The 24,876-nt window shown below is 72.4% G+C and carries 20 protein-coding genes; 3 read left to right on the top strand and 17 right to left on the bottom strand.

Features of this window, described 5'->3' with window-relative positions:
* Positions 1 to 170: 170 nt before the first annotated feature.
* From ACZ3KJ_RS29450 to nsdA, 4 genes are all read right to left on the bottom strand, one after another.
* Positions 171 to 2,681: a [protein-PII] uridylyltransferase gene (locus ACZ3KJ_RS29450; RefSeq protein WP_467531396.1), complete on the bottom strand. Its 2,511-nt coding sequence runs from the start codon at positions 2,679 to 2,681 to the stop codon at positions 171 to 173.
* Positions 2,682 to 2,707: 26 nt separating this feature from the next.
* Positions 2,708 to 3,046: a P-II family nitrogen regulator gene (locus ACZ3KJ_RS29445; protein WP_003997576.1), complete on the bottom strand. Its 339-nt coding sequence runs from the start codon at positions 3,044 to 3,046 to the stop codon at positions 2,708 to 2,710.
* Positions 3,043 to 4,386, bottom strand: coding sequence for an ammonium transporter (locus tag ACZ3KJ_RS29440; RefSeq protein ID WP_467531394.1), 1,344 nt, complete (start codon positions 4,384 to 4,386; stop codon positions 3,043 to 3,045). Before ACZ3KJ_RS29440 ends, ACZ3KJ_RS29445 begins: the two co-directional genes overlap by 4 nt.
* A gap of 322 nt (positions 4,387 to 4,708) precedes the next feature.
* Positions 4,709 to 6,202, bottom strand: a complete 1,494-nt coding sequence (gene nsdA, locus ACZ3KJ_RS29435; RefSeq protein ID WP_467531393.1) for a transcriptional repressor NsdA — start codon at positions 6,200 to 6,202, stop codon at positions 4,709 to 4,711.
* Positions 6,203 to 6,651: 449 nt separating this feature from the next.
* On the opposite strand from nsdA, the gene ACZ3KJ_RS29430 reads away from it, so the two are divergent.
* On the top strand, positions 6,652 to 7,314 hold the full coding sequence (locus tag ACZ3KJ_RS29430; protein ID WP_467531391.1) for a bifunctional DNA primase/polymerase: 663 nt from the start codon (positions 6,652 to 6,654) through the stop codon (positions 7,312 to 7,314).
* Between the two features lie 375 nt (positions 7,315 to 7,689).
* On the opposite strand, the gene ftsY is transcribed toward ACZ3KJ_RS29430, so the two are convergent.
* The 5 genes from ftsY to ACZ3KJ_RS29405 all read right to left on the bottom strand — a co-directional run bounded on the left by ftsY (position 7,690) and on the right by ACZ3KJ_RS29405 (position 15,524).
* Positions 7,690 to 8,892 (bottom strand): signal recognition particle-docking protein FtsY, encoded by a 1,203-nt coding sequence (gene ftsY / locus ACZ3KJ_RS29425; protein ID WP_389520280.1) that lies wholly within the window; start codon positions 8,890 to 8,892, stop codon positions 7,690 to 7,692.
* Between the two features lie 183 nt (positions 8,893 to 9,075).
* Complete coding sequence (locus tag ACZ3KJ_RS29420) at positions 9,076 to 10,494, bottom strand: sugar porter family MFS transporter (protein WP_467531389.1); 1,419 nt, start codon at positions 10,492 to 10,494, stop codon at positions 9,076 to 9,078.
* A gap of 228 nt (positions 10,495 to 10,722) precedes the next feature.
* The gene (locus tag ACZ3KJ_RS29415; protein WP_467531387.1) at positions 10,723 to 14,436 is read right to left on the bottom strand and encodes an AAA family ATPase; all 3,714 of its coding nucleotides are present in this window, start codon (positions 14,434 to 14,436) and stop codon (positions 10,723 to 10,725) included.
* A gap of 221 nt (positions 14,437 to 14,657) precedes the next feature.
* Positions 14,658 to 14,861, bottom strand: coding sequence for a hypothetical protein (locus ACZ3KJ_RS29410; RefSeq protein ID WP_058922942.1), 204 nt, complete (start codon positions 14,859 to 14,861; stop codon positions 14,658 to 14,660).
* Positions 14,862 to 15,242: 381 nt separating this feature from the next.
* Positions 15,243 to 15,524: an acylphosphatase gene (locus ACZ3KJ_RS29405; RefSeq protein WP_467531385.1), complete on the bottom strand. Its 282-nt coding sequence runs from the start codon at positions 15,522 to 15,524 to the stop codon at positions 15,243 to 15,245.
* A 198-nt stretch (positions 15,525 to 15,722) separates the two neighbouring features.
* On the opposite strand from ACZ3KJ_RS29405, the gene ACZ3KJ_RS29400 reads away from it, so the two are divergent.
* Together ACZ3KJ_RS29400 and ACZ3KJ_RS29395 are read left to right on the top strand one after the other, a co-directional pair.
* Positions 15,723 to 16,901 carry a CAP domain-containing protein gene (locus tag ACZ3KJ_RS29400; RefSeq protein ID WP_467531383.1) on the top strand — a complete coding sequence of 393 codons (1,179 nt, stop codon included), beginning with the start codon at positions 15,723 to 15,725 and terminating at the stop codon, positions 16,899 to 16,901.
* Between the two features lie 108 nt (positions 16,902 to 17,009).
* Positions 17,010 to 17,411 (top strand): winged helix-turn-helix transcriptional regulator, encoded by a 402-nt coding sequence (locus ACZ3KJ_RS29395; RefSeq protein ID WP_467531381.1) that lies wholly within the window; start codon positions 17,010 to 17,012, stop codon positions 17,409 to 17,411.
* Here the strand turns inward: ACZ3KJ_RS29395 and mutM are convergent.
* The 8 genes from mutM to recG all read right to left on the bottom strand — a co-directional run bounded on the left by mutM (position 17,384) and on the right by recG (position 24,760).
* Complete coding sequence (mutM, locus tag ACZ3KJ_RS29390; protein WP_467531379.1) at positions 17,384 to 18,244, bottom strand: bifunctional DNA-formamidopyrimidine glycosylase/DNA-(apurinic or apyrimidinic site) lyase; 861 nt, start codon at positions 18,242 to 18,244, stop codon at positions 17,384 to 17,386. The genes ACZ3KJ_RS29395 and mutM overlap by 28 nt on opposite strands.
* A 118-nt stretch (positions 18,245 to 18,362) precedes the next feature.
* Entirely contained in the window at positions 18,363 to 19,181 is an 819-nt protein-coding gene (gene rnc / locus ACZ3KJ_RS29385; RefSeq protein WP_467531377.1) for a ribonuclease III, read from the bottom strand.
* 7 nt (positions 19,182 to 19,188) lie between these two features.
* The gene (gene rpmF / locus ACZ3KJ_RS29380; protein WP_003951102.1) at positions 19,189 to 19,362 is read right to left on the bottom strand and encodes a 50S ribosomal protein L32; all 174 of its coding nucleotides are present in this window, start codon (positions 19,360 to 19,362) and stop codon (positions 19,189 to 19,191) included.
* Positions 19,363 to 19,364: 2 nt separating this feature from the next.
* Positions 19,365 to 20,018, bottom strand: a complete 654-nt coding sequence (locus ACZ3KJ_RS29375) for a YceD family protein (protein ID WP_467531375.1) — start codon at positions 20,016 to 20,018, stop codon at positions 19,365 to 19,367.
* Positions 20,019 to 20,214: 196 nt separating this feature from the next.
* Positions 20,215 to 21,333: an ATP synthase subunit B family protein gene (locus ACZ3KJ_RS29370; RefSeq protein WP_467531373.1), complete on the bottom strand. Its 1,119-nt coding sequence runs from the start codon at positions 21,331 to 21,333 to the stop codon at positions 20,215 to 20,217.
* A gap of 58 nt (positions 21,334 to 21,391) precedes the next feature.
* On the bottom strand, positions 21,392 to 21,871 hold the full coding sequence (gene coaD, locus ACZ3KJ_RS29365) for a pantetheine-phosphate adenylyltransferase (protein ID WP_467531508.1): 480 nt from the start codon (positions 21,869 to 21,871) through the stop codon (positions 21,392 to 21,394).
* A gap of 26 nt (positions 21,872 to 21,897) precedes the next feature.
* Positions 21,898 to 22,482, bottom strand: coding sequence for a 16S rRNA (guanine(966)-N(2))-methyltransferase RsmD (rsmD, locus tag ACZ3KJ_RS29360; protein ID WP_467531371.1), 585 nt, complete (start codon positions 22,480 to 22,482; stop codon positions 21,898 to 21,900).
* A gap of 67 nt (positions 22,483 to 22,549) precedes the next feature.
* Positions 22,550 to 24,760 carry an ATP-dependent DNA helicase RecG gene (gene recG, locus ACZ3KJ_RS29355; protein ID WP_467531369.1) on the bottom strand — a complete coding sequence of 737 codons (2,211 nt, stop codon included), beginning with the start codon at positions 24,758 to 24,760 and terminating at the stop codon, positions 22,550 to 22,552.
* Positions 24,761 to 24,876 lie beyond the last annotated feature (116 nt).

The following is a 24,876-nucleotide window of genomic DNA, read 5'->3' as shown; positions in this document are numbered from 1 at the left end:
GTCGGTGGCCGGATCGCTCCCGCCAGCCGGATCGCTCCCGCCGGGGCGGGGCCGCGAGCCCCGGTCGGCGGGGAGCACGCGGCCTCGCAGAGCCGCCCGTTGCCGCCCGGCGGACCACCCCCGCCACGGCGGGGGAGGACACCGGGTCTACACATGACATGACCGCCAGGTCACGCCCGCAGCATCTCCTCCAGCTTCCGGGCCACCGCCGTGGCCTCGTCCCCCGGCAGTGGCGCGCCCTCCGGCCCGGTGACGTAGAAGGCGTCCACGGCGTTGGCGCCGAGTGTGCTGACGTGCATGCTGCGCACCCGGACCGTCGCGTCCTCCAGCGCGGTCCCGATCCGGAACAGCAGCCCCGGCGCGTCCTGGGCGCGGACCTCGATCACGGTGGCCAGACGGGAGGCCGCCGGGGCCACCGTCACGCGCGGCGGGGGCGCGACCACGCCGCGGCGCCGCGGATAGGCCGCGTCGCGCTCCGCCAGCCGGTTCGCGATGTCCAGGGTGCCGTCCAGGGCGCGGACGAGGTCGGCGCGGAGCCTGGCGGCCTGGGGCAGTGAGCCGTACTCGGCGGCGACCCGCCAGTTCAGCAGCAGGACGGAGCCCTCCACACCGGCCGGCAGGTCCAGGGCCCGCAGTCCGGCGGTGCGCACGGTCAGCCGGTGCATGGCGAGGACGCCGGCCACCGCGGGCAGCACGCCCGCCTGGTCGGGTACGGCGATGAGGAGTTCCACGCCGAGCGGCTCGGGGCCGCCGGCCGGCGCTTCCGCCTCGGGCCCGGGCTGCGGCTCGGTCTGCGCGCGCAGTGCCAGCACCGGGCTGCCGGTCGCGACCGCCTCGATCGCCAGCCGCTCCTGTTCGGCGGTGGCCGCGGCGGCCACCGGCTCCTCGGGGGTCTCCCCGGCGAGCACCGCCGAGACCCGTCGGACCAGGTCGGCGACGAGCGAGCCGCGCCAGGAGGACCAGGCGGCCGGACCGGTGGCCTGGGCGTCCGCCTCGGTGAGCGCGTGCAGCAGCTCCAGCGTCCCCTGCGCGCCGACCGCCTCGGCGACCGACCGCACGGTGGCCGGGTCCTCCAGGTCGCGCCGGGTGGCCGTCTCGACGAGCAGCAGGTGGTGGCGGACGAGGGTGGCGAGGACGGCGACGTCCGCGCGGTCGAAGCCGATGCGGGCGGCCACGTCCCGGGCGATGATCTCGCCGGCCACGGAGTGGTCGCCGGGCCAGCCCTTGCCGATGTCGTGCAGCAGTGCGGCGACCAGGAGGAGGTCGGGCCGGCTGACGCGGCGGGTGAACTCGGAGGCGCGCACGGCGGTCTCGATGAGGTGCCGGTCGACGGTCCAGACGTGCACGGCGTTGCGCTGCGGCCGGCAGCGGACCCGCTCCCAGTCGGGCAGCAGGCGGGTGATCAGGCCCTCGGCCTCCAGTGCCTCCCAGACCTCGATCGTGGGCCGGCCGGAGCCGAGCAGGGTGACGAGTTGTTCGCGGGCCTCGGCGGGCCAGGGGGTGGGCAGGGGGCGCACGGTGGCCGCGAGGCGCCGTACGGCGTACAGGGAGAGCGGGAGGCCGGCCTGGGCGGCGGCGGCCGCGGCGCGCAGGGGGAGCACGGGGTCGCGTTCGGGGCGTGCGGCGCGGGCGAGCACCACCTCGCCGTCCTGCTCCACCACGCCTTCGGCCAGCGGGGAGCGCTCGGCGACCGGCTTTCCGCCGCCCAGCATGGCGCGCAGCCGTGGCCGCACGGCGCGCGACCGGAGCACCCGCCCCACCTCGCGCCAGGTGACGTCACTGGCGTAGGAGACGACGCGGGCGGCCTCGTAGACCTGGCGCAGGAGGGTGTCGGCGTCCAGGAGGCCCAGCTCGGCCGCGACCTGGTCCTGCTCCTGGAGGGCCAGGCGGTCGGTGGCGCGGCCGGTCGCCAGGTGGAGGGCGTCCCGGACGTCGAGCAGCCGGCGGCGGGCGTCGTCGAGGCCCTCGCGCGGGGCGTCGGCGAGCCAGGAGGCGGCGACGGCGCGCAGGGCGGTGGCGTCGCGCAGGCCGCCGCGGGCCTCCTTGAGGTCGGGTTCCAGCAGGTACTGGAGTTCGCCCTGGCGTTCGGCGCGCTCGGCGCAGAGTTCCTGGAGTTCGGGCAGGCGCTTGGGCGCCTGGTTGCGCCAGTCGGCCAGGACGGCCGTACGCAGTCCGGCGGTCAGTGCGAGGTCGCCGGCGAGGTGGCGGGCGTCCAGCAGGCCGAGCTGGACCTTCAGGTCCTCGCCGGCCGTTCTGCGGGCCTCCGCCGGGGTGCGCACGGAGTGGTCGAGCGCGAGGCCGAGGTCCCACACCGGGTACCAGAGGCGGTCGGCGAGGGCGGCGACCGCCTTGGGGTCGGTGCCGTCGTGCAGCAGGAGGAGGTCGAGGTCGCTGCGCGGGGAGAGCTCTCCGCGGCCGTAGCCGCCGACGGCGACCAGGGAGACGCCCTGCGGGACCTCCCGTCGTCCGCCCGCTTCCTGGCGGGGGAGCCGGCCGGCGCCCTCCTCGTCCCGGGCGCCCGCGGTGAACAGGCCGGCGAGCCAGTCGTCGGTCAGTTCGGCGAGGGCCGCACGGCGCGGCGGCCCGGACCGCGCCCCCTCGGTGAGGAGGCGCAGCCGGGCCGCCGCGTAGCCGCTGGGTCCCGAGTCCTCTGCTTCGTTGCGCACGTCCGTACTCGTCACCCAGCGACTCCTGTTCTCTTCTTCGCTCAGAGCGCGTCCGGGCCGCGCTCGCCGGTGCGGACCCGTACGGCGGTCTCGACCGGCAGGGACCAGACCTTGCCGTCACCGATCTTGCCGGTGCGGGCCGCCTTGACGATGACGTCGATCAGCTGCTCGGCGTCGTCGTCCTCGGCCAGCACCTCGATGCGGATCTTGGGGACCAGGTCGACCGTGTACTCGGCACCGCGGTAGACCTCGGTGTGTCCCCGCTGACGACCGTAACCGCTGGCCTCCGTGACCGTCAGGCCGTGGACGCCGAAGGCCTGGAGTGCCTCCTTGATCTCGTCGAGCCGGTGGGGCTTGACGACGGCGGTGATGAGCTTCATGCGTCCACCTTCTTGCTCGCAGTGTCGGCGACCGGGGCCGGGACGGCCGTGGTGCGGGCGGCTCCGCCACCGGCACCACTGAAGTCGTATGCGGTCTCGGCGTGCTCGGCCTGGTCGATGCCGGCCACTTCCTCGTCCTCGGAGACGCGCATCCCGATCGTCTTGTGGAGGACGAAGGCGAGGATCGCGGAGACCACCAGCGAGTAGGCGAGGACCGCGAAGACACCGGCGCACTGCTTCCAGAACTGGTCCAGGCCGCCGCCGTAGAAGAGGCCCGCGACGTCGGACTGGCCCTTGCCGGTGGCGAAGAAGCCGATCAGCAGGGAGCCGACGACACCGCCGACCAGGTGGACGCCGATGACGTCGAGCGAGTCGTCGTAGTTGAACTTGTACTTGAGGCCGACGGCCATGGCGCACAGCAGGCCGGCGATGGCGCCGACGGCGATCGCGCCGAGCGGGGAGACCGCGCCGCCCGCGGGGGTGATGGCGACCAGGCCGGCGACCGCGCCGGAGGCGGCGCCCAGCGTGGTGAACGCGCCGTGGCGGATCTTCTCGTAGACGAGCCAGGCGAGCATGGCGGCGGCGGTGGCGACCTGCGTGTTGACGAACATCAGCGCGCCGACGCCGTCGTCGTTGCCGAGCCACGAGCCGGCGTTGAAGCCGAACCAGCCGAACCACAGCAGGCCCGCGCCGAGCATGACCAGCGGGAGGCTGTGCGGGCGCATCGGGTCCTTCTTGAAGCCGACGCGCTTGCCGATGACCAGGATGACGCCGAGGGCGGCGGCACCGGCGTTGATGTGGACGGCCGTACCACCGGCGAAGTCGATGACGCCGAGCTCGAAGGCCCAGCCGCCGGCACCCCAGACCCAGTGGGCGACGGGGAAGTAGACGACGGTGACCCACAGGGCGATGAACAGCGCCCAGGCGCTGAACTTCACCCGGTCCGCGAGGGCGCCGCTGATCAGGGCGGGCGTGACGATCGCGAACATCAGCTGGAAGACCAGGAAGACGAAGACGGGGATGGTGTAGCCGTCCCACAGCTCCGTCAGGCCGATGTCGCTGAGGCCGACCCAGTCGGAGTTCCATCCGATGATGCTGCCGGAGTCCGTACCGAAGGCCAGGGAGAAGCCGTACAGCACCCACAGGATGGTGACGATGCCCAGGCTGATGAAGCTCATCATCAGCATGTTGAGGGTGCTCTTGACGCGGACCATGCCTCCGTAGAAGAAGGCCAGCGCCGGTGTCATGAGCATCACCAGGGCGGAACAGATGAGCATGAAGCCTGTGTTGGCGGACGACAGCGTGGGTGCGTCCGCCGCAAGCGTGATGGCAGCTGCCATCGGCGTCTCCTCGTCGTAGGTACGGCCCCGTGCGGGCGAAGCCTGAGCGGATTGAGGGGTGGGCCGGTTATGCGCCATGAGATTGGCGCAGCGCGGTTTCCGTCGAAGCCCCTCGTTGTTTCGCGGCCGTGACGAAGGCACCGTGCGTGTTACGCGTCGATGAACTGGCGGATATCGCCCGCGCCGATCGTTATCGTGGCGCAACCTTCACCGGGGGAAGGGAACCGGCCGCGGTCGGCCTTCCGATGACCTGGCTGGGGGAGCCGAGTCGGGCAGTTCGGGAGGGCCGGCCGCGGCCGGGGCTCTGGGGACGCTCGCCGGGTCACACCGCTTCCGCGGTCTCCGGCAGTTCGACGGCGAGCCGGTCGGTGAGATCGACGACCTCGCTGAGGTCCCCGAAGTCGCGTACGGCGGTGTCGACGGTCTTTCGGATACGAGTGTTGACGCGTTCGGAGCGGACCTTCTTGGCTTCTTTCATCGCCTGCGCGGCGAGGACCGCGCTCTGCTCGGGCTCGCGCCGCAGCAGGTGGACGGTGGCCATGCCGATCAGGTTCAGCACGTACGACCGCTGGTGGTCGGGGTCCTCGGCGAACAGGTCGACGGCCCGCTGCATCAGGGGCTGGGCCAGCGAGGCGTAGGTGGGGCTGCGTCCGGCGACGTAGGCGAGGTCGCGGTAGGAGTGGGAGTTCTCGCCGTGGAGTTCGGCCTCGGAGAAGAAGCGGATCCAGTCGGGGTCGGGCTCGTCCCACTCCTCCGCGTCGGCGAAGGTGTCCTCGGCCATCCGTACCGCCCGCTTGCACCGGCCGGGCTGTCCCATGTTGGCGTAGGCGCGGGCCTCCATCGCATACAGCATGGCCTGGGTGCGCGGGCTCGCGCAGTCACGGCTGCCGTACTGGGCGAGGTGGATCAGCTCCAGGGCGTCCTCGGGCCGCCCGAGGTGGATCATCTGGCGGCTCATGCTGGAGAGGACGTACGACCCGAGCGGCTTGTCGCCGGCCTCCTTGGCGGCGTGCAGGGCGAGCACGAAGTACTTCTGCGCGGTCGGCTGGAGCCCCACGTCGTACGACATCCAGCCGGCCAGCTCGGCCAGCTCGGCGGCGACCTTGAAGAGCTTGCGCGCGGTCTCCTCCGGCTGGGGCTCCTGGAGGAGGTCGGTCACCTCGTGCAGCTGTCCGACGACCGCCTTGCGGCGCAGTCCGCCGCCGCACTGGGCGTCCCACTGCCGGAACATCACGGTGGTGGACTCCAGCAGTTCCAGCTCGGGCCGGGAGAGCCGGCCGCGGGCGCGGCTGGTCGGGACGGACGCCGCGTCCTCCTGCGGGGTGGGCGGGGAGGGGACGAGCCAGCGCTGCATGGGCTCGATGAGGGACGGGCCCGCGGACAGGGCCAGCGAGGTTCCGAGGAAGCCGCGCCGCGCCAGCATCAGGTCGCTGCGCGAGAACTCGCTGAGTTGGGCCACCGTCTGCGGGCCCGTCCAGGGCAGGTCCACGCCGGTCGCGGCGGGTGTCTGCCGCATGGTGCGCAGACCGAGGTCCTCGACGGAGACGACACAGCCGAACCGCTCGGAGAACAGCTCGGACAGGATCTTCGGGATCGGTTCGCGGGGGTTCTCGCCGTCCAGCCAGCGGCGGACGCGGGAGGTGTCCGTGGAGATGTGGTTGGCGCCCAACTGACGGGCGCGGCGGTTCACTTGGCGGGCGAGCTCGCCCTTGGACCAGCCGCTGCGCACGAACCAGGAGGTGAGCAGCTCGTTGGGGCGCTTGTCAGCGTGCGCAGCGCTCCCAGCGCCCGTCCCGCTTCCGCCGTTGCCGCTCACTGGAACGCCCCCATCCCTGAGACCACTTGTCGCCCGAGTGCGCCAAGCCTTATCAGAATGCCGGTGATCGCCGCTCGCCGTCCGCCGGTCGCCACCCTTCGAACGGAGGGACGCCTTGCCCCCGGCATACCCACAGGGGCATGTGCCCCCGGGTCTCGCACACTCAACGTAGTCCCACGATCACGCGTCCAGCCATGGCGGTCCCGGAATCGCCACCATTCGCCACCCCTTCGAATGAACTCACGATGGCAGGTACGCGATTCACTTGACAGAGGACGGCCGGAAGCGGGCGGAGCGATGCGCCCAAGGGCGCGCACGGCCGACCACACCACCCGCGACGCTTCAAGGCGCTGCCTGTTTTCGGCGGCACGGGGAAGGGCGTCAGTACACAGAGTTACGGAGAGCGTCCGTTACGTAACCATCGGTGCGTCGGACCCGTTGGAGGGGGCATGGGCTTCACGATCGGCGGCATTCGCGACATCCGCTCCGGCGCGCGCAGGCGCGGTCGCTCGTCCGAGTGCACCGCCGTCGCCGAGTTCACCGGCCTGTGGGGCTGGGACGTGGTGCCGGGCGCGCGCGCCACGGCGGGCACCTGCTCGTGCGGACGCGGCGACTGCCGCGCGCCGGGTGCGCACCCCCTGCCGTTCGCCCCGCGGGTCCCGGCGGGCGCCACGCTCGACGACGTGACGCGGACGTGGGCGGAGTTCCCGGGTGCCGCGGTGATGCTGCCGGTCGGGCGCGCGTTCGACGTGATCGAGGTGGCCGAGCCGGCCGGGCACCGCGCCCTGGTCCGGCTGGAGCGGATGGGGCTGCCGGTCGGTCCGGTGACCGCGACCCCCGAGGGCCGCGCCCAGTTCCTCGTCGCCCCCGGAGCCGCCCACGACCTCACCGGTCTGCTCTACCGCATGGGCTGGGACGACCCGGACTCCCTGGACCTGCGCGGCCTCGGCCCGGGCACGCACGTCACGGCTCCGCCCTCCGACCGGGGCGGGCTCGGTCCGGTGCGCTGGCTGCGTCCCCCCGCCCTGGACGGGACGAGCCGCCCGCCGGAGGCCCGGCTGCTGCTGGGGACGCTGGCGTACGTGGCCCACCGCTCCCGCGCCCCGCACTGAGTCCGCCGCGCGGTACAGGGCACCGGGTCTCCCGTCCGGTACACGGCACGAAGTCCGCAGCCTGGTACACCGCGCCTAGCCCGCCGCCCGGTACGCGCCGTGCCGCGCTCGCTGCCCGGTGTGCCGCGCCGCGCCCGCCGTCCGTCGATCCGCGCCGGACCGGCCGCCCGGTGCGCCGAGCCGAGCCCGCCGCCCGTCGCACCGCGCCGGACCGGCCGTCCGAGACGCCGTGCCGGGCTCGCCGCCCGGTGCGCCGCGTCGAGTCCACCGCCGCCGCGTAGGCCGCGCCGGATGTCCGTCCCGTACGCCGAAGCGCCCGCCCCCACTGCACTCGGGGGCGGGCGCTTCTCGGCGGCGGGCGCGTTCAGCGGCCGGTCACGCTCCGACAAGGGCGTCAACGAACGCCTCCGGCTCGAACGGCGCCAGGTCGTCGGCGCCCTCGCCGAGCCCGACCAGCTTGACGGGCACGCCCAGCTCGCGCTGGACGGCGACGACGATGCCGCCCTTGGCCGTGCCGTCGAGCTTGGTCAGCACGATCCCGGTGATGTCGACGACCTCGGCGAAGACCCGGGCCTGGACGAGGCCGTTCTGCCCGGTGGTGGCGTCGAGGACGAGCAGCACCTCGTCGAGCGGGGCGTGCTTCTCCACGACGCGCTTGACCTTGCCGAGCTCGTCCATGAGCCCGGTCTTGGTGTGCAGCCGGCCCGCGGTGTCGATGAGGACCACGTCGACCCCCATCTCCTTGCCCTCCTTCACCGCGTCGAAGGCGACGGAGGCGGGGTCGCCGGCCTCCGGCCCGCGCACGGTGTGGGCGCCGACGCGCTCGCCCCAGGTCTGCAACTGGTCGGCGGCGGCGGCCCGGAAGGTGTCGGCGGCGCCCAGCACGACCGTGCGGCCGTCGGCGACCAGGACGCGGGCGAGCTTGCCGGTGGTGGTGGTCTTGCCGGTGCCGTTGACGCCGACGACCATCACGATGCCCGGCTTGCGGTTCTCGGGCTCGGTCTTCACGGTGCGGTCGACGTCGGTGCCGACCAGCTTGAGGAGCTCCTCGCGCAGCAGGCCGCGCAGTTCCTCGGGCGTGCGGGTGCCGAGCACCTTGACCCGCTCGCGCAGCCGCTCCACCAGCTCCTGGGTGGGCAGGACGCCGACGTCGGCGGTGAGGAGGGTGTCCTCGACCTCCTCCCAGGTGTCCTCGTCGAGGTGCTCGCGCGAGAGCAGCGTGAGCAGGCCCTTGCCGAGGGCGTTCTGGGAACGGGAGAGGCGGGCGCGCAGGCGGACCAGGCGTCCCTCGGTGGGCTCCGGGATCTCGATCGCGGGAGCCTCGACGACGGGAGGCTCCTCCACGGCGGTGGGAGCGCCGCCGCCCGGGAGGTCCACCTCCTCGATCGTGCGGCGCGGTTCGTCGCGCGGCGTCTCGGCCTCGTCGCCGACGTGCGGCTCGGCCGGAGGCGCGGTGATGTCGGGGGCGGAGGGCGGCGGCGGGGGCAGCGGCTTTCTGCGCCGGCTGCCGACGATGAGCCCGCCGATCGCGCCGAGCACGACCACGGCGATGACTACAGCAAGGATGACGGTTTCCATAACCCGTCCAGTATCCATCCCTGCCCGCGGCGGGGGCCTGCTCCACGGGGGGTGTCTTGGGCCTGGGAAGCGTGCAAGGCGTACCGCCCCGGCTCGGGGGACGAGCCGGGGCGGTACGCCTTACGGGGGCGAGGAGAGGGGCAGCGGGGATGAGGCCCCGTCTCCTCGGGTTCGGGGGGGCGGTCAGCCCATCTCCTCCAGCGCCTTGCCCTTCGTCTCCTTGACGTACTTGAGGACGAACGGGATGGAGAGCGCGGCGAAGACCGTGTAGATCACGTAGGTGCCGGAGAGGTTCCAGTCGGCCAGGGACGGGAAGCTCGCGGTGATGGCCCAGTTGGCGATCCACTGCGCGGCGGCGGCCACGCCCAGGGCGGCGGCGCGGATCTTGTTCGGGAACATCTCGCCGAGGAAGACCCAGACGACCACACCCCAGGACAGGGCGAAGAAGAGGACGAACACGTGGGCGGCGATCAGGGCGATCCAGCCCTGCGTGGCCGGCAGCTTGCCGTCGACCAGGTCGAAGGAGAACGCCCAGGCCTCCAGCGCGAGGCCGATCACCATGCCGACGGAGCCGATGAGGGCGAGCGGCTTGCGGCCGACGCGGTCCACGAAGATCATCGCGATCACGGTGCCGACGATGTTGATGATCGACGTGGTGAACGAGTAGAAGAACGAGTCCGTCGGGTCGACGCCGACCGACTGCCACAGCGTCGAGGAGTAGTAGAACGCGACGTTGATGCCGACGAACTGCTGGAAGACCGACAGGCCGATTCCGATCCAGACGATCGGCTTGAAGAAGAAGGAGCCGCCGAGCAGGTCCTTGAAGCTCGACTTGTGCTCGCTCCTCATACCGTGCTCGATCTCGGCGACGCGCGCGTCGAGGTCGATGTTCCGGCCCTCGACCTCGGTGAGGATCTCGCGGGCCCGCTCGTGCTTGCCGACGGAGATCAGGAAGCGCGGCGACTCGGGGATGGCGAAGGAGAGCAGGCCGTAGAGGACGGCCGGGACGACCATGACGCCGAGCATGACCTGCCAGGCCTCCAGGCCCATCAGCTCACCGCGCTGGTCACCGCCGGCGGCGTTCAGCAGGCCCCAGTTGACCAGCTGCGAGATCGCGATGCCGACGACGATCGCGGCCTGCTGGAAGGAGCCGAGGCGGCCGCGGTAGGCGGGCGGGGCGACCTCGGCGATGTAGGCCGGGCCGATGACCGAGGCCATGCCGATGGCGAAGCCGCCGACCACGCGCCAGAACGCGAGGTCCCACAGGGCGAAGGGGAGGGCCGAGCCGACCGCGCTGATGGTGAAGAGGACGGCGGCGATCTGCATGCACCGGATGCGGCCGATGCGGTCGGCTATGCGGCCGGCGGTCGCGGCGCCGACGGCGCAGCCGATCAGGGCGATGGCGATGACCTGGGCCAGGGCCGCGGAGCCGACGTCGTAGCGGTCGCGGATGGCCTCGACCGCGCCGTTGATCACGGAGCTGTCGTAGCCGAAGAGGAAGCCGCCCATCGCGGCCGCCGCGGCGATGAAGATGACGTGCCCGAGATGATCGGGGTGAGCCGTCCCGGCTCCTGACTTGGGTGCCTGCGCTGTGCTGGTCACGTGTACTCCTCGGGCCACCGGCAACGCCGCCGGTGTGGATCTGCCCTTCGAGGTAGGTCATACCTGAAGGTGAAAGCAACGTTTCCGAGAGTATGCCTTCAAGTTTCGAAGTCAATAGGTGAGCGGGTGTGAGAAAAGCGGCATGCGTGAGGGAGGCGTGTTCAAGTCTTGAAGAGTTGATCTCGTGCGAGCCCGGCCGCCCCGTGCGGAGCCCCTCCGCCCCGGGACCTAGCGGAGCCGCTGGGAGATCACCTTCGACACCCCGTCGCCCTGCATGGAGACGCCGTAGAGCGCGTCGGCGACCTCCATCGTGCGCTTCTGGTGCGTGATCACGATCAGCTGCGACGACTCCTGGAGCTCCTGCATGATGCGGATGAGCCGCTGCAGGTTGGTGTCGTCGAGGGCGGCCTCGACCTCGTCCATCACGTAGAACGGACTGGGCCGCGCCTTGAAGATCGACACCAGCATCGCGACGGCGGTGAGCGACCGCTCGCCACCCGAGAGCAGGCTGAGCCGCTTGACCTTCTTGCCCGGCGGCCGGGCCTCGACGTCGACGCCCGTGGTCAGCATGTGGTCCGGGTCGGTCAGGACCAGCCGTCCCTCTCCCCCGGGGAAGAGCCGGCCGAACACGCCCTCGAACTCCCGGGCGGTGTCCTGGAACGCCTCCGTGAAGACCCGTTCGACACGCTCGTCGACCTCCTTCACCACCTGGAGGAGATCGGCGCGCGTCTTCTTGAGGTCCTCCAGCTGCTCGCTGAGGAACTGGTGGCGCTCCTCCAGCGCGGCGAACTCCTCCAGGGCGAGCGGGTTCACCTTGCCGAGCTGCTGGTAGGCGCGTTCCGCCGCCTTCAGCCGCTTCTCCTGCGCGGCCCGCACGAAGGGGGTGGGCCGGTTGCGCCGGTGCTCGGGGTCGTCCGGCAGCTCCTCGCCCTCGGCGGGGGGCGAGGGCGGCACCGGTTGGTGCGGTCCGTACTCGGACACCAGCCCGGCCGGTTCGACACCGAGTTCCTCCAGCGCCTTGGTCTCCAGCTGCTCGATCCGCAGCCGTTTCTCGGCGCCGAGTACCTCGCCCCGGTGAACTGAATCCGTCAACTTGTCGAGCTCGGCCTTGAGGTCGCGCCCGGCACCGCGGGCGGCGGCCAGCTCCTGCTCCCGTCGGGCCTTGGCGGCCTCGGCGGCGACGCGTTCGGCGTCGGCCCGGCGGACCGAGACCTCGACGTGCGCGAGCAGCTGCCGGGCGCCGGAGGCGACGGCCTCCGCCACCGCGGCCTCGTGCCGCAGCCGCGCCCGCCGCCGCTCGGCACGCGCGCGTGCCTCGCGTTCCGCCCGCGCACCCCGGTCCAGCGCGTCGGCCCGCCCGGCCAGCCCCTTGACCCGCTCCTCGTGCGTACGGACCTGGAGCCGGGCCTCCATCTCGGTCTGCCGCGCGTTGGCCCCGTCGGCGGCGAGCCGGTCGCGCACCGAGGTGTCCGGCTCCTCCTCGACGGGCAGCTCCTCGGCGACCGCCAGCCGCTCGGCCAACTCCTCGGCCTCCTCGACGGCCCTGTCGAGCGCGTCCTGCGCGCGGGCGGCGGCGGCGGTGGACCGCTCCGCCTCCCCGGCGGCGCCGCGGGCCTGCCCGGCGAGCCGCCCGAGCTGCTGGGCGACGGCCGACTTCTCCCGCTCGGCCGCCCGCCCGCGCTGCCCGAGCTCCTCGACGCGCCCGGCGCACTCCCCGCGCCGCTCCCCCGCCGCCCGCTGTGCCTCGGCGAGTTCCTCGCACCGCACCGCCAGCTCCTCCAGCTCGGCGGCGGCCTCGTCCACCGACGCCTGCACCTCCAGCAGGCTCGGCGCCCCGGCGGACCCGCCCTGCGCGAAGTGCGCCCCCAGCAGGTCGCCCTCCGCGGTCACGGCGGTCAGCTCGGGCCGGGCGTACACGAGGTTCTCGGCGTCCTCCAGCGTCCCGACGACGACGATTCCGCGCAGCAGACGTCGTACGGCGGGCATGAGGTCGGCCGGGGCCCGGACGAGATCGGCAGCGAAGGGGGGTGCGGCGGGTCGGCGGGGGTCGGCGCCGGGGTAGGCGGTGGCGCTGGGGCCGGCGGCGGCGCTGGGGCCGGCGGCGGCGTCGGAGCCGGCGGTGGTGTCGGAGCCGGGGGTGGCGTCGGAGCCGGGGGTGCTCACCGGAGGGGCGATGGTGTCGGTGGCTGCGGCGCCCGTCGGGGTGGTGGTGCTGTCCGGTGTGTCCGTGGCCAGCAGCAGGGCCGCCCGTCCCGCGTCCTGCTTGCGCAGCAGGCGGAGGGCGTCCGCGGCCGCCGACGGGGTGGTCACGGCGAGGGCGTCGGCGGCGGCGCCGAGGGCGGCGGCGAGGGGGACCTCGTAGCCGGGGGTGACGGTGAGGAGTTCCGCGGCGGGGCCGAGCAGGCCGGTGAGACGGTCCCGCGCGCCGAGCAGGGCGCCCGTGCCGTCCTTGCGGCGCAGGCCCAGGGCGAGAGCCTCGTGCCGGGCCTGGGTCGCGGCACGCCTGCGTTCGGCGGCGGTGGCCGCCTCGCGGGCGGTGCTCAGCGCGGCCTCCGCCTCGGCGAGCTGCCGCTTCGCCGCCTCGTGCTCTGCGGTGAGCTCGGCGCCGTCGGCGTCGAGGCCGTCGACCTCCGCCTTCAGGGCCTCGTACTCCTCCTGCGCGACGGCGGCCCGTTCCCGGGCCTCGTCCCGGGCGGCGGCCAGGCGGCCGATCTCGGCCCGGGCGGACGCGGCGCGGGAGCGGGCCGCGTTGACCTGGCCGTGCAGCCGGGCGAGCCCTTCGCGGCGGTCGGCGATGGCCCGGGCGACGTCCTTCAGGCGCCGTTCCTCGACGGCCAGCTCACGCTCCAGGTCGGCGCGGTGGGCGACGGTGTCCTCCAGGGCCCGCCGCGCCGCCTCCAGCGCCGCCTCCAGCTCGGCCTCCTGCTCACGGATGCGGGCGGCCTCGCGCTCCATGTCCTCGGGGTCGCGGCCGCGCCGCTCCTCCGGGGGCGCGGAGGTGGCGCTCTTCACGCGCGCGTCGGCCAGCGAGATGGTCCCGCGGACCCGTTCGGCGAGCTGGGACAGCTCGTACCAGGTCTGCTGGGCGCGCTGGAGCCGGGGCGTCAGCCGCCGGACCTCGTCCTCCAGGTGCGCCTCCCGCCGGAGGGCCTGTCCCAGGTCCCGCTCGGCGGCCTCCTTGCGCTCCTTCAGCGCGGCCTCGTCGGCCACCTCCGCCCGCAGTGCCTCCCGCAGCCGTACGAGATCGTCGGCGAGCAGTCTCAGGCGGGCGTCGCGCAGGTCGGCCTGGATGACGGCGGCGCGGCGGGCGACGGCGGCCTGCCGACCGAGGGGCTTCAGCTGGCGCCGCAGCTCGTCCGTCAGATCCTGCACGCGCGCGAGGTTGGCCTGCATCGCGTCCAGTTTCCTGAGCGCCTTCTCCTTGCGCCTGCGGTGTTTGAGGACGCCCGCGGCCTCCTCGATGAAGGCGCGGCGGCCCATGGGGTCGGCGTGCAGGACGGAGTCGAGCTGGCCCTGGCCGACGATGACGTGCATCTCGCGGCCGATGCCGGAGTCGCTCAGCAGTTCCTGGATGTCCAGCAGACGGCAGGTGTCGCCGTTGATCTGGTACTCGCTGCCGCCGTTGCGGAACATGATCCGCGTGATGGTGACCTCGGCGTACTCGATGGGCAGGGCGCCGTCGGAGTTGTCGATGGTCAGGGACACCTCGGCGCGGCCCAGCGGGGGGCGCCCGGTGGTGCCGGCGAAGATGACGTCCTCCATCTTGCCGCCGCGCAGGGATTTCGCGCCCTGTTCGCCCATGACCCAGCTGAGCGCGTCCACCACGTTGGACTTGCCCGAGCCGTTCGGTCCGACGACGCACGTGATCCCCGGCTCGAACCGGAGTGTGGTGGCCGAGGCGAACGACTTGAACCCGCGGAGGGTCAGGGCCTTGAGGTGCACGGCGGTGGACTCTACCGCCCGGGAATGTCCCACTCCATGAACCCGCGGTTTCACCCATGAACGCGCAGGGCACACCACTCGTTAAAGAGACTGAAAGGATGCGCGGGGGAAAGAAAGAAGGGACGCCGAAGCGTCCCTTGCAACTTCTGTCAACTAAGCGGTCCGACGCGGCTGAGAAAGTCGCCCGACCACTGCGTGTGCTGTTGTGGAGCGTGCAGCGATCAGGTGAGCGCAGGCTCCGCCTGGTGTGCGTCGATGCTCTCCATGATCCTGTCGTGAGAAGCGGCAGCCGTCAGGGCGTCGTTCTCGGCCTGAATCCGTACGAGCTCGGATTCGAGGTCCTGGACGCGCTGCTGGAGCCGTCGCATCTCGGCGAGGAGTCGCGGGTCGGAGCCGCCGACGTAACCGAGAAGCGCCTTTGCCATGATGGATGGTCCTCCACACTGAGTGACCGACCGAAGCGGTGTGGGTCGTGAGGGATTCGCACCCGCGATGCTTGGCAGGAATCTTGTTCGTGCTGCCGTTCATCCATGCCAAACTGCTAGGTGCGCGGGGTGCTTTCAGCGTCTCACCAAAAAGTTTGACGGTCAACACGATCACGCCCCGTATCGGCGGGTAACCCCGGGCACGCGGCCGGAAACGGCGGCGCTGCGACTCGTGCGGGGCCCCGGGGGGCGTGGCGATCATCCTTACCTGCGGAGCCTGCCACCACAAGCGATTCTTGGCAATAACCTGCTCGTTTCCGCTTCGGGCAGATGCCGGTGGCATGTCCCTCCGCTTTTCCGGGGCGTCCCCGCGTCGAGTCGTCAGCGGATGGCGAAGCCGTCGTAACCGCCGCGCGGTGTGTCCCATATCTCGGTGACTCCGTCCACGCGCCCGGGCGTGTCGTCACCCTGGAGCCAGTCGAGCAGCGCCTCGACGTTCTTGTGCGGCCCCTCGGCCACCACCTGGACGCGCCCGTCGGCCAGATTGAGAGCAAAACCACTCACGCCGCCGATCTCCAGCGCCTTGGCCCGCGTGAACCAGCGGAAACCCACGCCCTGGACATGTCCGCGCACCCAGGCGACCAGCCTTACATCCTCGCTCATGGGTGCAACCTAACCAGGCAATGTCTCCGGGGACACTTCCTCCCCCAGCGCCATGCGGTACCGTCCCCACCCGATGAATCTCATATGAAACTCACTCGATCGAGTGAGTCGGGTTGACCATGTGGAGTCATGCGCCCCAGGGCGTCCGGTCGACCGCGGGGGAACCGCTCAGACCAGTTGGACGAGGAAGGCCAGGACATGGGACGCCACCGACGCTCCGCCGCCGGCCGCGCCGCCACGGGCCGCGCCACGGGGGTCACCCGCACCGACGGCTCGCACCCGGAGGGGCACGCCCGGCAGGGCGGGTACACCGGCGGTCGCCCGGCGACGGGGATCGCTCCGTACCTGAACCCGGAGGCGTACGCCGAGTCGGTGGCCAGGAGCCAGGAGTACCTCTTCGCGACGGACGACGCGTACGCGCGGGTGCCGGCCGGCTCGGCCGGCACCGCGGTGCCCTCCTCGGACGGGTTCACGCCGGGCGACGCGCCGGGCCGGTCCGGACCGGGACAGGACGGCGGGGAGCGTGCCGGATCTGCGCGCCGCCGCAGGAAGAGGGCGGTGACGCCGGTCCGTACGGGCCTGCTCGGGGTGTCCGCGGCCGTGGCCCTCGGCACGGTCGCGGTGGCCACGGGCGCCGTGCCGGGCCTCGACAACTACCGGTTCGGCGGCGGCTCGGCCGACAACGTGCAGGCCGCCGACTCGCCGACCAGCTCCGCCTCCGGACAGGGCGGCACCTCCGATCCCCTGGCGACCGGCCGCGACGGCGCGTCGGCCGGCAGCGGCGCCGCAGGGTCCGCGTCGCCCTCGGCCTCCGCTTCGGCGTCACCCGCCCCCTCGGCCTCCAAGGCGTCCCCGAGCGCCTCGCCGACGGCCGGGAAGTCGAAGGCGGCCCCGGCGGAGGAGCCGCGGAAGACCCCGCAGGAGACGGCACGGGAGACCCCCTCGAAGACGGCCTCGAAAGCGCCCGCGGAGACCAGCGCCCCGGTGACGGTCTCGGCGGAGGCGCAGGCGGCGGCGGAGGTGCTGAAGCTCGTCAACGAGGAGCGGTCCAAGGTCGGGTGCAGCGCCCTCGCCGCCAACAGCGCGCTGGCCGGCCTCGCCCAGAGCTTCAGCGAGGACATGGCCGCGCGCGGCTTCTTCGACCACACCGACCCGGACGGGGCGACCCCGTGGGACAGGGCGGCCAAGGCCGGCATATCCGACCTCGGCGGCGAGAACATAGCGCGGGGCCAGGCCGACGCCGCGGCGGTGATGGAGGCCTGGATGAACAGCCCCGGCCACCGCGCCAACATACTGAACTGCGACTTCACCACCTTGGGCGTGGGCGTCCACTTCGGGTCCGGCGGCCCCTGGTGGACCCAGGACTTCGGCTACTGAGCCGGCCGTGCCCGCCCTGGCGCGACCCCGCGCAGGCCTCGCAGAAGGCCGCTGACTCCCGGTTAGCGCAATCTACTGGCCAGCGCTGTCCTCACGTACGCTGGTGCCATGACCCGCACCCAGGAGCGCACGGCGGAGCAGGACCTCCCGTACAACGTGTTCGCCAGGGCCTGCCCCTCGCGCGGCACGCTGGAGCACGTCACCGGGCGCTGGGGCGCGCTCACCCTGGGAGCGCTGCACGAGGGCTCCCTGCGCTTCAACGAGTTGCGCCGCCGGGTCGACGGCGTGAGCGAGAAGATGCTCTCCCAGACGCTGCACGCGCTGGAGCGCGACGGCCTGGTGCACCGCGAGGCCCAGCCGACCAACCCGCCCCGCGTGGACTACGAACTCACCCCGCTGGGCCACGAGGTGACCGAGCGGCTGCTCGGGCTGATCCACCTGGTGGAGGGCCGCATGGACGACGTCCTCGCGGCCCGCTCGCGCTACGACGAGACGCGCGGCGGCCGCTGACACTTCGGGCAGAAGTAGCTGGACCGGTTCATCCACGGCCGCCGGCGCATCGGTGTGCCGCAGCGCTTGCAGGGCAGATCCTCACGCCCGTAGGCGTCCAGCGACCGGTCGAAGTAGCCGGACTCTCCGTTGACGTTGACGTACAGGCTGTCGAAGCTGGTGCCGCCGACGGCGAGGGCGGCGTTCATCACGTCCCGGACGTGTCCGAGGAGTTCGGTCGTGCGGGGACGGGTGAGGGTCGCGGTCGGGCGGTCGTAGTGGAGGCGGGAGCGCCACAGGGCCTCGTCCGCGTAGATGTTGCCGACGCCGCTGATCAGGGACTGGTCGAGCAGCGCCCGCTTGATCGTCGTCCGCTTCCGGCGCAGCGCCCGGTGGAAGGCCTCGTCGTCGAACAGCGGGTCGAGGGGGTCGCGGGCGATGTGCGCGATGACGTCGGGCAGGCCGTCCGGTGCGGTGTCGTGCAGCGACAGCCCGCCGAAGGTGCGCTGGTCGACGAAGCGGAGCTCGGTGGCGAGGGCGTCGGCGAAGCGGACGCGGATGCGCAGGTGCTTCTCGTCGGGCGACCCCTGCGGCTGCACCAGGAGCTGACCGCTCATGCCCAGGTGGGCGAGGATCGCCCGGTCGGTGTCCTCCAGCGGCAGCCAGAGGTACTTGCCGCGACGGCTGGGCACGCCGACGCGGTGGCCCTTGAGGCGGTGCGTGAAGTCGTCGGCGCCGGCGAGGTGACGGCGTACGGCGCGCGGGTGCAGCACCTCCGCCTCGGCGACCGTGCGGTGGGCGACCCACCGCTCCAGGCCGCGCCGGACGACCTCGACCTCGGGCAGCTCGGGCATGGTCTCCCTGTCATTCCCTCTGTACGAGTGTGGCTCCGCACGAGCCGAGCGCCCGCCCCGGAGCGGGGCGGGCGCTCGGTCGCGCTGTACGTCGGTGCGCCGCGGGCGGACCCGCGGCTCAGGCGGAGGCGGACTCGGGGTCCGCGCTGCCGTCGACGGCCTGGAGGGTGGTGGCCTCCTCGGCCCGCTCGTCCGCCGCGGCCCGGATGGACCGCCACGCGGACTCGGCGGCCTGCTGCTCCGCCTCCTTCTTGCTGCGGCCGGTGCCGGTGCCGTACGAGACGCCTCCGACGCGGGCAGCAGCAGTGAAGGTCTTCTCGTGGTCGGGACCGGTCTCCGTGACCAGGTACTCGGGCACGCCGAGCCCCTCGGTCGCGGTGAGCTCCTGGAGGCTGGTCTTCCAGTCCAGGCCGGCACCGAGGTTGGAGGACTTCTCGATCAGCGGGTCGAACAGGCGGTGCACCAGTTCGGAGGCCGCGTCGAGGCCCTGGTCGAGATAGACCGCGCCGATCACCGCTTCCAGGGTGTCGGCGAGGATGGACGCCTTGTCCCGGCCGCCCGTGCCCTCTTCACCGCGGCCCAGCCGGATGAAGGAGCCCAGGTCGAGGCCGCGACCGACCTCCGCCAGCGCACGCGAGTTGACCACCGCGGCCCGCAGCTTGGCCAGTTGGCCCTCGGGCAGGTCGGGGTGGGTGCGGTACAGCGTGTCCGTGACGACGAGGCCGAGCACGGAGTCCCCGAGGAACTCCAGCCGCTCGTTCGTCGGCAGACCGCCGTTCTCGTACGCGTAGGAGCGGTGGGTCAGCGCACGCACCAGAAGGGCGGACTCGACGTGGTAGCCGAGCCGCCCTTCCAGAAGCGTGTGGGACGAGGCCGTGGTGTCCGCCTTCTTCCTGGCGGTCGAGTCCGCCTTGGCGTCAGACATGAAGCCTCTCACCAGCCGCTCAGACCTCGAGGACCTGGCGCTTGTTGTAGGTGCCGCACGACGGGCACGCGATGTGCTGCTGCTTGGGCTCGTGGCAGCGCTCGCACGCAACCAGGGTGGGGACCGCAGCCTTCCACTGCGACCGGCGGTGGCGCGTGTTGCTGCGCGACATCTTCCGCTTCGGAACAGCCACGGCTACTTCTCCTGCTTCTCGTCGGCGTGCGCTGAAGGAAGCGCGCCGCCGCTCATCTCGTCCTTCTCGCCGTCTCCGAGTGAACCGGCGAGTCCCTGCAATGCCGCCCAACGGATGTCGACGGCGTCATGGTGGTGGTCCGGGTCGTCCGCGAGCCGTGCTCCGCACTCGGAGCACAGGCCGGGGCAGTCGTCCTGGCACACCGGCTGCATCGGCAGTGCGAGCACCACCGCATCACGCAGCACGGGTTCGAGGTCGAACAGGCCGTCCTCGAGAAAGAGCCTGTCCTCGTCGTCCTCGGCGTCGTCGGCCGGTTCCGCCTTCACGCGGCCCCGGTCGTCGGCGTCAGGGTACGAGAACATCTCCTGGAAGTCCGCTTCGAGCGTGAGCTCCAGCGGCTCCAGACACCTTACGCACTCCCCCTCGGCCCGTGCACGGGCGGTGCCTGTGACGAGCACCCCTTCCATGACCGACTCGAGGCGGAGCTCCAGCTCCACCGGGGCGCCTTCCGGCACTCCGATGACTCCCTGGACACCGAAGTCCCGGGGGGCGTCGATCGTACGGGTCAGGCGCTGCAGCGCACCTGGCCGCCGACCCAGCTCGTGTGTGTCGAACACGAGGGGGTTGCGGTGGTCGAGGCGGGCGTTGGGTGCCATTCCTGCTTTCGATCTTCCGAGCTGACGAGGGTGCTGCCCTCCGGTGTTCCGGGCAGCGACGATCGCGGACGTCTGCGGAGTCAGCGAAGCGCACACGCGACCGAAGAGCCAGGATACTGGAGCTTTCGCTCTCAGCCCAATCCGGTGTCCGCCGCCTTCGCCGTCACGGACCGATCCGGTGCCGCGGGCCCGTCCGTCACAGTCCGCGGCCCTGTTCGTAGGCGCGCAGCTGCTCGGCGCTGATCATGCTCGTGTCGAAGAGGCTGGTCTCGTCGAGCGCGTACGCGTCCTGCTGCGGGACGTGCCCGTCCTGCTGCTGCGGGATGTGCGGGGACTGCTGGGCCGCCTGGTTCGGGTCGTACGGCGCCTGGTGGGCGTCGTAGCCCTGGAAGGGGGCGCCGCCGGCCGCGGCGTAGCCGGGCGCGTACGGGTCGGCCTGCGGGTAGCCGTAGGGGTCCTGCTGGCCGCCGTAGGTCTGCTGCTGGTAGCCGCCGTAGGGGTCCTGCTGCTGGTAGCCGTACGCGGGCTGGGGCTGGGCGGCCTGCTGGTCGTACTGCTGCTGGGGCTGCGCCGGCTGCTCGGCCGGGGTGTCCCGCTCGGCGAGGGCGGCCAGGTCGGCGAGGTAGTCGGCGTCGGAGGAGTGCTGGTAGGTCGTGGTGTCGTCGGCCAGGGCGCCGAGGTCGTCGGTGGCGATCCGGCCGTGCAGCTTCTGGCGGCCCCGGCCGACGGCCTCCAGCGTCTTGGCCAGGACCGCCTCGAAGGCGCCCAGCTTGGCGTCGACGTAGGCGTCGGCGTCGCGGCGCAGGGTCTCGGGGTCGTGGCTGCGCTCGGGGGCGTCCTCGTCCTCGTAGCCGTTCTCGTCGACGCCGGACCCCGTGCCGAGGAGCTTCTCGCGGCCGCGGCCGACGGAGCCCAGCGTCTTGGTGAGGACGACCTCGAAGTTGGCGAGCTTGGAGTCGACGTAGTCGTCGGCCTCGGCGCGGACCTCCTCGGCCTCGGCGCGGGCCTCGGCGAGGATGCGGTCGGCCTCGGCCTGGGAGCGGCGGGCGATCTCGGTGTCGGAGATGAGGGAGCCGCGTTCGGCGTGCGCGGTCTCGATGATCCGCTCGGCCTCCTGGCGGGCCTGCTCGACCATCTGCTCGCGACCGCCGATCAGTTCCCGGGCCTCGGCGAGGGAGTCGGGCAGGGCCGCGCGCACCTCCTCCAGCAGGGCGAGCAGATCCGCGCGGTTGACCACGCACGAGGCCGACATCGGCATGGATCGGGCGCTGGAGACCGCCGTGACGATCTCGTCGAGCTTCTTCTGCACGTCCACCGGTTGCTCGCCACTCTCTACAGCTGTGTTGGAGACGGACGGGACGACTGTAGCCCCATCAGGTGGCGCGCAGGCGCTTGCCGAGGGCCTCCAGGACCACCGGGGGCACCAGGTGCGAGACGTCGCCGCCCCAGGTGGCGACCTCCTTGACCAGAGAGGAGGAGAGGAAGCTGTAGGTGGGGTTGGTGGGCACGAAGAGCGTCTCGACGCCCGAGAGGCCGTTGTTCATCTGGGCCATCTGGAGCTCGTAGTCGAAGTCGCTGACCGCGCGCAGGCCCTTGACGATGGCCGGGATCTCGCGCTCCTTGCAGAAGTCGACGAGGAGGCCGTGGAAGGCCTCGACGCGGACGTTCCCGTACTCGGAGGTCACCTCGCGGATCAGGTCGATCCGTTCGTCGATCTCGAACAGGCCCTTCTTGGCCTTGTTGATCATCACCGCGACGTAGACCTCGTCGTAGAGGCGGGAGGCGCGGGAGATGATGTCGAGGTGTCCGTTGGTGATCGGGTCGAACGACCCGGGACAGACGGCGCGGCGCACTTGTGATCCCTCGCTCTCCGGTCCGGTCATCGTGCGTCTTCGCACGTAGAGGCGGCGCGACCGTACCAAAACGTTCCCTCGCCGTAGCGACGGGACCGGATCTCCTCAAAGCCGTCGGGCCAGCCGAAAGCACCGCCTCTGGTGCTGCGCTCCACGGTGACGAGGGCTTCCGGCGCGAGCCACCCCTCGGAGCGGAGTGTGAGCAGAATCTCCCGAAGATCGTCGTCGGAGACGGCGTACGGGGGGTCGAGGAAGACCAGGTCGTACGGGGCGGGCGGGGGCGTCTGGATGATCTGGCGGGCCTTGCCCGCGCGGACCTCGGCTCCGGGCAGGCCGAGGCTGCGGACGTTCTCCCGGACGGTGCGGGCGGCGCGGGCGTCGGCCTCCACGAGCAGGACGTGCCCGGCGCCGCGGGAGAGCGCCTCCAGGCCGACGGCGCCCGAGCCGGCGTAGAGGTCGAGGACGCGTTCGCCGTCCAGGGGGCCGCCGAGGAGGGACTGCCAGGTGGAGAGGAGACCCTCTCGTGCGCGGTCGGAGGTGGGGCGGGTGCCGCTCCCTGGCGGGACGGCCAGGCGGCGTCCGCCGGCTGCGCCGGCGATCACGCGGGTCATCTCGGGTCCTTCTCGGTGTGCTCGAACGGCTCGGACGGGTGCCCGAGCGGTGACCTGTCCCAGTCTGTCAGCCCTTCTCCAGGTACTGCTCCCTCTCCTCGTCCAACAGCGCGGCCAGGGCGGTGCGCAGGCCCGGGAGGCCGGTGAGTTCCGGGTCGGCCGCGACGATCGCCGTGGCCTCCTGGCGGGCCTCGGCGATGACCTCCTCGTCCTCGATGACGGCGAGGACGCGCAGGCTGGAGCGGGCGCCGGACTGGGCCTGGCCGAGGACGTCGCCCTCGCGGCGCTGTTCGAGGTCGATGCGGGAGAGCTCGAAGCCGTCGAGGGTGGAGGCGACCGCGCCGAGCCGGCGCCGGGCGTCGGCGGCCTCCGGGGCCTCGGTGACCAGCAGGCACAGGCCGGGTGCCGAGCCGCGTCCGACGCGGCCGCGCAGCTGGTGGAGCTGGGAGACGCCGAAGCGGTCGGCGTCCATGATCACCATCGCGGTGGCGTTCGGGACGTTGACGCCGACCTCGATGACGGTGGTGGCGACGAGGACGTCGGTGTCGCCGGCGGCGAAGCGGCGCATGACGGCGTCCTTGTCGTCGGGGGGCATCCTGCCGTGCAGGACCTCGATCCGCAGGCCGTGGAGGGGTCCCTTGGCGAGCTCGTCGGCCACGTCGAGGACGGCGAGCGGCGGGCGCTTGCCGTCCTCGTCCTCGGCGGACTTCTTCCTGGACTTGCGCGGGTCGTCCTCCTCGTCGCCGATGCGCGGGCAGACGACGTAGGCCTGGTGGCCGCCCGCCACCTCCTCGCGGACCCTCTCCCACGCGCGGGAGAGGAAGTGGGGCTTGTCGGCGGCGGGGACGACATGGCTGGCGATGGGTGAACGGCCGGCCGGGAGCTGGTCGAGGACCGAGGTCTCCAGGTCGCCGAAGACGGTCATGGCGACCGTGCGCGGGATGGGCGTGGCGGTCATGACGAGCAGGTGCGGGGGCTGTTTGCCCTTGCCGCGCAGGGCGTCGCGCTGCTCGACGCCGAAGCGGTGCTGTTCGTCGACGACGACCAGGCCCAGGTCGTGGAAGGCGACCTTGTCCTCGATCAGCGCGTGGGTGCCGATGACGATGCCGGCCTCCCCGGTGACGAGGTCGAGCAGCGCCTGCCGGCGCGCGGCCGCGCCCATCGACCCGGTGAGCAGCACCACCTTGGTGGCGTGCTCGGTGCCGCCCAGCATGCCGCCCTCGGCCAGGTCGCCCATCATCTCCACGACGGAGCGGTGGTGTTGCTGGGCGAGGACCTCGGTGGGGGCCAGCATGGCGGCCTGTCCGCCGGCGTCGACGACGGCGAGCATGGCGCGGAGGGCGACCATGGTCTTCCCCGATCCGACCTCCCCCTGGAGCAGCCGGTGCATCGGATGCTCCGTGGCCAGGTCGTCGAAGATCTCCTTGGACACCTTCCGCTGGCCCTCGGTGAGGGTGAAGGGGAGGCGGTCGTCGAAGGCGGTGAGGAGGCCGTCGGGGCGGGGTTGGCGCGGGACCGCGGGGAGTTGGCCGTCGGCGTGGCGGCGGCGGGCGAGGGCGACCTGGAGGACGAAGGCCTCGTCCCACTTCAGCCGGGCGCGGGCGTCGGCGATGTCGGCCTTGGTGTGCGGGCGGTGGATCTTGAGCAGTGCCTCGGGGAGGGAGACCAGGCCGCGGCCCTCGCGGAGGGTGCCGGGGAGGGGGTCGAGGGCCTCCTGGGCGCTGGGCAGGACCGTCTGGACCGCCTTGCCGATCTTCCAGGACTCCAGTTTGGCGGTGGCGGGGTAGATCGGGATGAGGGCGCCCGCCCAGGTCTCGACGGCGTCGCCGGTGTCTTCCGGGTCGCGCAGCAGTTCGTAGGCCGGGTGGGCCAGCTGGAGGCGGCGGTTGAAGACGGAGACCTTGCCCGCGAACAGCGCGCGGGTGCCCGGCAGGAGCTCCTTGTGGGGCTTGTGGACGCCGTTGCCGAAGAAGACCAGCTGGAGGCGGCCGCTGCCGTCCGTGATGGTGACCTCGAGGCGCTGGCCCTTGCCGCGGGGGGCCTTGGCGGAGGCGAAGGTGTGCAGGCGGGCGTCGGCGACCTGGGCGACCACCGTGACGTGCTCGTCCATGGGGAGGTCGGCGAGGTGGGTGAGCTGGCCCCGCTCCTCGTATCTGCGCGGGTAGTGGTGCAGGAGGTCGCCGACGGTGTGCAGGCCGAGGTGCTCGGCCATCACCTTCGCGGTGGGTGGGCCGAGCACGCTTTTCAGTGGTTCTTCGAGTGCGGGCACGAGATCCATTGCACACCACACCACTGACATTGCCGTATACGTGGCTTGAAACCCCTGGTCAGACGGCTCGTTGGGGCTCTAGGATGGCGCGCTCCGGCCATCCCCCGCGGTCACCGCCCCACAGG

It is taken from the genome of Streptomyces sp. NPDC003248 (assembly GCF_055563235.1).
This window is presented reverse-complemented; position numbering and strand designations above follow the sequence as displayed.